This is a genomic window from Bacillus cereus group sp. Bce041, from assembly GCF_052646455.1.
In genome coordinates this window covers 1-8652 of the sequence record NZ_JBQXON010000040.1, presented here as the reverse complement: position 1 = coordinate 8652, position 8652 = coordinate 1, and the positions used below count along the sequence as shown (strand labels likewise).

Genomic DNA, 8652 nt, shown 5'->3' with positions numbered 1-8652 from the left:
GTTCATCCTGAGCCAGGATCAAACTCTCCAATAAAGTTAGTTTGTCTAGCATCTAAAATAAAAATTGACGTTTCACGTTGTTTGTTTCGTTCAGTTTTCAAAGAACTACTTAGTCGCTCATTTGCGACTTCCTTATGTTAACACTTTCGTTAATTGATGTCAACTAAGTTTTTTATTTCATTTGTCGCTTTCGACGTTAATGTCATCGGCGACTTGTTCTATATTACACCCCCGTAGATCAACCGTCAATACCTTTTATCTTTTTTATTTTATAAATCATAAAAGCTTTACCCTGTCTTAATTTCTAACACAGCCTTAGAACTTCTTAAACTTATGTATTCAAACTAACAATCTGCAGCCTACACTCTCTAACTTAATACTAATACTTTTCTAAAGAATGAATGTGAGACCAAGTAAATATATATTAAGGATAGTATTTTTTCTTTTAGTACGTCCTCCCCCCTGCTCATCTCTAGGGAGATTATAAATAAAACACTTCTCTTCTTTACCTTTAAAATCTAATATACTTAGGAGGCGTTATGAAATGCATGTTAATAAAAAGATAATTTATGTATCCCATGATGCCCACTTCCACGGAGCACAGCTACTTTCTTTACATACTATTAAGGCTCTTAAAGAAAACTTTGATTACTCTGTTGCAATTATCTCTATTGGATCAGGTATTTTAATTCCAGATTTTCAAAAGTACGGTCCTGTTTATTGTCTCGAGCAAGGTTATCAAACAGAAGAAAAGGTCGAATTATTAATAAAGGATTTATTATCACAGGATTTTACCCTCGCCATATGTAGCACTGTCATAAGTGGCGATATCGTTGCATTACTAGCTAGACACAATATAAAAGTTGTTTCATTAATACATGAATTACCGCATTTAATACAACAGTACTCTGCTGAAGGGAAAGCTAAAAACATCGCTGAATTTGCTTACAAAGTTGTCTTCCCTTCACAATACGTATATGAAAAATTTCGTACAATCACTGAATTGGATCCTCAAAAATGTCACATTCTCCCTCAAGGTTTGTTTAACCACAATCCTTATAAAAACAATATCGCAAAAGCTAGAAATGAGTTACGTAAGAAGCTTAACCTGCCTCTAGATAGCAAAATTATCTTAGGTGTAGGCTTCGCAGATTATCGAAAAGGAATAGATTTATTCTCACTTATCTCTTACTCCGTACGAAAGACTCACAAGGATATTCATTTCATTTGGGTAGGGAGAACGGACGTTCAATTCCTGAATACACTGCCCCCTAAATATAAAGCACATTTCACATTAGTCGATCCTACTCCCGATATTGGATTATATAACGCCGGGGCTGACTTATACTTATTAACTTCAAGGGAAGATCCTTTTCCAAATGTTGTTTTAGAAGCATTAGATGCAAAACTTCCTGTTATAGGGTTTAAAAATGCTGGAGGTTTTGAAGATGTTGTTACAGAAAAAACTGGTGCCTTAGTAGATTTTTTAAATTTACCCAAAATGCTAGAGAAAATATATGAATTTATTCACGATGAGGGATTACGATTACAAAAGGGAAGCTTTGGCCAAGAACTTATCGAAAAAAACTTCAATTTTCTTAATTACATTTATCAATTACTAGATCTTCTCGAACATAATTACAAAAAGATAAGTGTAATCATACCGAACTATAATTATGAAAAATACTTACCTGCTCGAATCGAATCAATCTTAAACCAAACCTACCCTCTTTACGAACTAATTTTCTTAGACGATGCCTCCACTGATCATAGCGTATCAACTTTTAAAAAGCTGCTCTCAAAAGAAAATAAGCCCCACCTGAAGGTTCAACAGATTATTAATGATAAAAACTCTGGTTCCGTATTTAAACAATGGATAAAAGGAGTCTCTGCAGCAACTGGTGATTATATTTGGATCGCAGAGGCTGATGACTTATGCGATAAGACATTTTTACAAGAGGTGATACAGGGGTTTTATATAAATAACAATATTACCTTAAGTTACACACAATCAAAACAAATTGATGAACAAGGAAATGTATTGGCTAATCATTATTTAAATTACACAAATGATATCGATAAAGAAAAATGGAAAGGCCCCTATTTTCGAAAAGGCGTCGAAGAAATACAAGATACGTTACTTATCAAAAACACTATACCTAATGTTTCAAGTGTAGTTTTTAAAAATATAGATATGAAGAAAACAGAAAAACAGTTAGAGAAGTTCAAAATAGCTGGTGATTGGTTTTTCTATGTTTCTCTTCTTACAGAGGGAGATATTTACTTCAATCCATCCCCCTTAAACTATCATAGACGACATTTAAATAGCGTAACGAGAACAGAAGATTCATACTCCCATTACAATGAAGTTGTACAAATGCAAAATTTCATTAAAGAAAGATTTACTATCGACGACATTTCTAAAATGAAAATGTATACATATAGAAAGCATCTTAAAGCATACTTAAAAATTTAAACATGTGCTTTCTATGCCATCAATATCTCTTGTAAGTTGCTACTATTACTTAAGGGAGGAATACTCTTTGAAAGACTTTATAGAGGAACATAAAGATTTAATTTCTCAAATCGCACACAACTATAATGTAAATGCAAGTATCCATCCTGAGGATCATATCTTTCAGTTCATTGTCACTAATCCCGTCTTCCCATCAAAAAAAGAAGCGATAGATTACTACTTTAAAGATGGGCAAAACTCAGCACAAATACTCTTAAACTTAATTACTTCCCTTTATCCTCCTACAGGCAATCCAATTAAATTGTTAGAATTTGCATCCGGATACGGCTGCGTAACACGTCATTTATTAAATCTACAAGCGAATTTGAGTATAACCGCTTGCGATATACACGAAGAGGCTATTTCCTTTATTGAAAACAAATTAAATAATTCTTCTATATTATCTCATCCTGAGCCTGAACAGTTAAAATTGGACTCCTCTACGTACGATATCGTTTTTTGTCTATCCTTTTTCTCTCATATACCTGATACAACTTGGTTTCGTTGGCTGCAAACATTGTATAACGCTGTTTCACCTGGTGGTTTATTCATTTTCACAACCCATGGCTATCAAAGCAAAAAATACTTCGGGTTTCCAAATTTAAATGAAAAGGGCTATTGGTTTCTCTCTTCTAGTGAACAATTCGATTTAGATGTGAATCAATACGGACAAACGATAGTTAGTCCCTCTTACGTGTGTGACAAAATTAAATTATTACCCCATAACCCAATTATCAAAAAGTATACTGAAGGATTTTGGTGGGAACATCAAGACCTTTGGGTTATAGAAAAAGAAGCAAAATAATAACCCACGCTCTGCTTATACAAGTAGAGTGTGGGTTATTATTTTTTACTATATAAGAACTCTTCAATCCATAGCTTATTTAATCTAATCCCATGTTTAAAATCTATTTTAGGTTCCCAATTCAATTCTTGTTTTATCTTATCAATATTTAAAATGATTTTTTGAACGTTCTCTTGTTTTTGTTTGTAACAGATAAAATCCACTTTTCTTTCTGTTATTTTCTCTAATTCCACTATAATTCGTTTTAAAGAAAGACCTTTGCCACTCCCTATATTGTATACGCAAGATTTCAATTGATTTAATTGTGCTAGTTGTATAGTAATTTCAACTAAATCATCGATATAAATATAATCTCTAATAATCTCCTCTGGATTCCCATATATATGAATCCTTTCATTACTGAGATGCTGGTACAAAAAACAATTTATCGCCCCTACTTTTTTTAAGGGGTTTTGGTATTTTCCATACGGATTAGAATATCTACATACAACATAATCTATTCCATATTTTCTCTTATAAAAATACAAATAATTCTCCAGCGAAACTTTTGTTATTCCATACGGGGAAAGTGGTCTTAATGGATGTTTCTCATCAATAGGCAAATATTCAGGTTCACCATAAACTGTGCCTCCCGAAGAAGCTAATATAATTTTTTTAATACGAAAATCTTTAACACTTTCCATGAAATTAAGAAAAAATAGACTGCTATTAATATCACCGAAAACATCTTCAATTGAAGTTGCTACGTTAGACGTCGCAGCTAAATAAATAATAATATCTATATTCACTAAAGCCTTATATATATCCTCAACATTTTTTAAATCACCTTTAATAAATTCAACTTCACTTACAATATTTTGAGGAAAATTATTTATATGTCTGGAAAATACTTTTACATTTTGCCCCTGTTTCAATAAACCCAATGCGAGGTTGATACCAATGAAACTATTTCCACCTACTATTAAATAATTATTCTTCCTCATAATATCATCTCTCTAGTAATAAATTTTTCCCGTCGTCAAACCTAAAAATATACACAAATAAACTGGATCATTTCGATTATTCATCTTCTTATCATTGTATGTTTGTTATAAATTTTCATTATCTTTATTTTCTATTTTCATTTTAGAATAGCTTCCTTATTCAGGTTGACTGCAAAAACACTCATAATATTTACTCATCCCCATGAATATATTTAATAAACAATCCTCACTTGTTTAACCCATAAAAAAACGTCTACATACACAAATTTCCCAAAAAGGAGTGCTGAACTCATGAAGAATATAAATCAAGAACTTTTAAATCATGTAATTCTACATAAAGATCGAATTCCGCATTACCATAAAGACTTTCCAATTATACTATTTTGGAGTCATAGAAGCGGATGCACCGCGTTAGCTAATTGGTTCTTTTTTCAAATCGGATTATTTACTGAAGCAAAGAAATACAATGACTTTATTCATTACTATGAGTTCTGGGTGTATAAGAACAATACAAATTACATACCAGAGTTACAAAATGGTCTTCTAGAGGGTAAAAAGGATGTTTGTAAACTTGTGCGAAATCCCTATACAAGGGCTGTCAGCTCATTTCTATTACTTGCTGACAACCCATATGCTAGCCCTCAATGGGAAAGTATCCGTCATTATTTTTATAATGACAAATATAGTAATCAAGGAATATCATTTAAACAATTTTTATATTACGTTCAGGCATTCAGCTCCAATTCTCTAGCGTTAGATATACATTTTAGTCAACAATACGTCCCTGGTGAAGAAAACTTCATCTAATGTTATATTCCTTTAGAAGATTTTAATACACAAATCACCAAACTAGAACACATGTACGATTTGATAAAATCCCCTTTAGCACTTCTTACAAATTCAGATCATCATCGCGCACACAAGATGATTTATGCAGGGAGCTATGCAGAACTTAGCATTACAGATACAGACTTCCCACGATTTCCAACATACGAAAGCTTTTATGATAAAGAAACTATGGATTTAGTTACAGAAATATACACACAGGATTTTGAAATGTATCCATACACGAAAGGGATATTTTAAGTCTATACATTTTCCCATGAATAAAAGCTGATGCATCGCATAGCATAAAGTGAAACTTTAATTCGATTGGGGGTTCTCTTCAACTGATTATTCCCTTCTCCTAATCGCAATTTTAAGAGATACCTAACTTTCACCCATTCCCCCTTTGATTTCGCTGATTGTTGACGTGTATCATACTTTCCATAAATAGATTGCATTTAACATAGGAGGGATGTCGTGTGGAAATCAATTTGAAACACAATAATGGGTACTGCGTTATTTGCGAAAAGAAAGCTACATTTATAGAGCATAATGATTGGCTTAGAGATCATTATTTATGTTCTACATGTAACTCTATACCAAGGCAGCGAGCTTTAATCCATGCCTTGCATACATTTTTTCCAAAATGGGATTCCTATAGTATCCACGAATCCTCTCCTGGAGGAATTACAACTCAGCTACTATTAAAAAACTGTAAAAACTATACTTATTCTCAATACTTTAGAAATTATCCTCTTGGCCAATACTTTCAAGGTATTAGATGTGAGAACTTAGAAGACATGACTTTTGAAGATGAATCTTTTGATTTATTCATTACTCAAGACGTTTTTGAGCATGTAATGACGCCAAACAAAGCCTTTAAAGAAATAGAACGAGTATTAAAACCTGGCGGCGCTCATGTATTTACTGTCCCTTGGTATCATACACTCACAAAAACTGTGCAAAGAGCAAGAATGAATCAAGAAGTGATTGAATATATTGAAGAGCCCATTTATCATGGAAACCCTATTGATGAGAATGGATCTTTAGTAACGTTCGATTGGGGGCAGGATATGATTGAATATATTTATACACACGCAAACATGTATACCATTGTTTATTTACAAAAGGATAGATCACTAGGGTTAGATGCTGAATTTTTACATGTTTTTATTAGTAAAAAGCAAGAAAATAAAGTTTAATCACTATATAATTCGGAGGTTTAACAAATGAATAAATTTAAGTTAGGAAGTGATTTTGATCATCTTGTTAATTCACTATCTGATGTCGAACTTCTAAATTTATTTATACAAAGTTGTTCACAAACAACGATAAATGGGGTTCCCGTACCTAGGTTTCCTCCTGAAGAAATTCAAAAACAATTTGTAGGTGCTTCCTATGAACATGCTCTTTACGAAGCATATTTGTTTTATAGACATATAAAAGAATACGCCCAAAATTTAGGGGTTCCCTTGAATAAAGAAAGTAAAGTTTTAGACTTCGGCTGCGGATGGGGAAGAATTATACGCTTCTTATTTAAAGATGCCTCTGATCAAAATTTACTTGGCATTGATGTCGATCCTGCGATGATCACACTTTGTAATGAAACACTAGGAAGAGGGATATATAAAACAGCAAGTCCACATCCCCCTGTAGAATTTATTAGTGACAATTCATTAGATATCATATTCGCTTATTCTGTATTCTCACATTTATCCGAAGCAACTGCCGAAAATTGGGTAAAAGAATTTTCAAGAGTTCTTCGCCCTGGTGGAATCTTCATCGCAACAACACAAGCGCGCTATTTTCTTGATTTTTGTCAACAATTCCAAGAACATCCTGAATTAATTCAAACAGGATGGCATAAAACTTTATCTCAAGCTTTTCCAGATATACATCGCGCCATCTCGGATTATGAAAACGGCAAATTTGTTCACAGTCCTACTGGTGCAGGAGATGTTAGAAATAGTAGTTTTTACGGAGAAACTGTTATACCTAGGACTTATATTGAAAATCATTATGAGAAATATTTAAAGCTACAAGACTTTTTTGATGATGTAAATCGATTACCACAGGCCCTCTTTGTCCTTCAAAAAATTTAATTCCTTTCATTCAACGTAATAAATTTCATGACGAAAAGCACTTTCTATTTCAGCTATATATCAAATTACCTAATACTCTCTTAATTAAGTAAGCTTAAAGAAATCCAATACATACCATAAAAAGACAGTAAACAGATAACATATCTCTTGTTTTAAAATTGCTTCACCAAATCAAGAATAACTTCCCAACACTTGAACTACGAAAAACATGAGGGGGATATAACTTGAAAATAATCGCTTTTTACTTACCACAATTCCATCAAATTAAAGAAAATGATCGATGGTGGGGGAAAGGATTTACTGAATGGACAAATACTAAAAGTGCACAACCTTTATTTTCAGGACATTATCAACCTAGGGAACCTTATCAAGATTTTTATTACGACTTAACTACCCCCTCCGTAAGAAAGTGGCAAGCGGAAATCGCTAAAGCATACGGTATATATGGTTTTTGTTATTATCATTACTGGTTTAAGGGAAAAAGACTATTAGAAACACCCTTTAATGAGGTACTAAAGATGAAGGAACCTGACTTCCCTTTTTGTCTTTCTTGGGCAAATGAACCATGGACAAAATCTTGGGATGGTCTCGATAAACATATATTAATGCCTCAAGACTACGGAGATATATCTGATTGGAAGGAACACTTTGATTATTTATTACAGGCTTTCCAAGATGAGAGATATATTTATATAGATGATAAACCTCTATTCATTATTTATCGTCCAGGACATATTCCTGATTGTGAAAAAATGCTTAATTACTGGAATGCATTAGCGCGAGAAAATGGTTTAAAAGGTATATACTTTGCTGAAACATTAAACAGTTTTCCACTACCTAATATAAATGGATTCGATGCCAGCATTCAGTTTGAACCTTTCTATACAATTGCCCATGATAGCTCTTCAGACATAAATAAGGTAATATATGATTCTGATATGCAATTAAATGTTTGGGACTACGATAAAGTATGGATGTATATATTACAACGATCGCTCCCAAAGAAAAAAACATTTCCCGGGGCTTTTGTTGATTGGGATAATACTGCACGACGTAAAAACGCGAATAGCAGCATCTTTGTAGGTTCTACCCCTGAAAAGTTCACCATATATTTAAGCAAGCAAATTCATCGTACTTACTCTTTTTATAACAGCGAGTTTTTATTTATTAACGCATGGAACGAGTGGGCGGAAGGAACTTACTTAGAGCCAGATAAAAAATATGGATTTTCTTATTTAGAAGGGGTTAAAAATGCAATTGATAGAGGTATGAAAGCATACAAAAAAGACGAGTCATTCTGACTCGTCTTAAAGTTGCTTGGCGACGTCCTACTCTCACAGGGACAAGGTCCCAACTACCATCGGCGCTAGAGAGCTTAACTTCCGTGTTCGGTATGGGAACGGGTGTGACCTCTCTGCCATC

6 protein-coding genes, 1 rRNA gene and 1 pseudogene are annotated in these 8652 nt (G+C 33.2%); 6 read left to right on the top strand and 2 right to left on the bottom strand.

Features of this window, described 5'->3' with window-relative positions:
• The first annotated feature begins 544 nt into the window (after positions 1 to 544).
• Positions 545 to 2476 carry a glycosyltransferase gene (locus tag ACUN13_RS32035; RefSeq protein ID WP_000558370.1) on the top strand — a complete coding sequence of 644 codons (1932 nt, stop codon included), beginning with the start codon at positions 545 to 547 and terminating at the stop codon, positions 2474 to 2476.
• Positions 2477 to 2543: 67 nt separating this feature from the next.
• Positions 2544 to 3320 (top strand): class I SAM-dependent methyltransferase, encoded by a 777-nt coding sequence (locus ACUN13_RS32030; RefSeq protein ID WP_000651231.1) that lies wholly within the window; start codon positions 2544 to 2546, stop codon positions 3318 to 3320.
• A 38-nt stretch (positions 3321 to 3358) separates the two neighbouring features.
• Here ACUN13_RS32030 and ACUN13_RS32025 read toward each other — a convergent pair whose 3' ends face one another.
• Complete coding sequence (locus ACUN13_RS32025) at positions 3359 to 4303, bottom strand: NAD-dependent epimerase/dehydratase family protein (RefSeq protein ID WP_001230833.1); 945 nt, start codon at positions 4301 to 4303, stop codon at positions 3359 to 3361.
• Between the two features lie 291 nt (positions 4304 to 4594).
• On the opposite strand from ACUN13_RS32025, the pseudogene ACUN13_RS32020 reads away from it, so the two are divergent.
• From ACUN13_RS32020 to ACUN13_RS32005, 4 genes and pseudogenes are all read left to right on the top strand, one after another.
• Positions 4595 to 5389 (top strand): annotated as a pseudogene (locus ACUN13_RS32020) (sulfotransferase family 2 domain-containing protein).
• A 218-nt stretch (positions 5390 to 5607) separates the two neighbouring features.
• Complete coding sequence (locus ACUN13_RS32015) at positions 5608 to 6330, top strand: class I SAM-dependent methyltransferase (protein ID WP_000405122.1); 723 nt, start codon at positions 5608 to 5610, stop codon at positions 6328 to 6330.
• A 27-nt stretch (positions 6331 to 6357) separates the two neighbouring features.
• On the top strand, positions 6358 to 7230 hold the full coding sequence (locus tag ACUN13_RS32010) for a class I SAM-dependent methyltransferase (protein WP_001031897.1): 873 nt from the start codon (positions 6358 to 6360) through the stop codon (positions 7228 to 7230).
• A 224-nt stretch (positions 7231 to 7454) separates the two neighbouring features.
• A complete protein-coding gene (locus ACUN13_RS32005; RefSeq protein ID WP_000690976.1) occupies positions 7455 to 8531 on the top strand; it encodes a glycosyltransferase WbsX family protein in 1077 nt (358 codons plus the stop codon).
• A 14-nt stretch (positions 8532 to 8545) separates the two neighbouring features.
• On the opposite strand, the gene rrf is transcribed toward ACUN13_RS32005, so the two are convergent.
• Positions 8546 to 8652 (bottom strand): 5S ribosomal RNA (rrf, locus tag ACUN13_RS32000); the annotation flags it as partial.

Excerpts from the sequence above, each read along its gene's own strand:
- ACUN13_RS32010 (WP_001031897.1), top strand. The coding sequence starts at position 6,358 with ATGAATAAATTTAAGTTAGGAAGTGATTTTGATCATCTTGTTAATTCA.
- ACUN13_RS32035 (WP_000558370.1), top strand. The coding sequence starts at position 545 with ATGCATGTTAATAAAAAGATAATTTATGTATCCCATGATGCCCACTTC.
- ACUN13_RS32025 (WP_001230833.1), bottom strand. The coding sequence starts at position 4,303 with ATGAGGAAGAATAATTATTTAATAGTAGGTGGAAATAGTTTCATTGGT.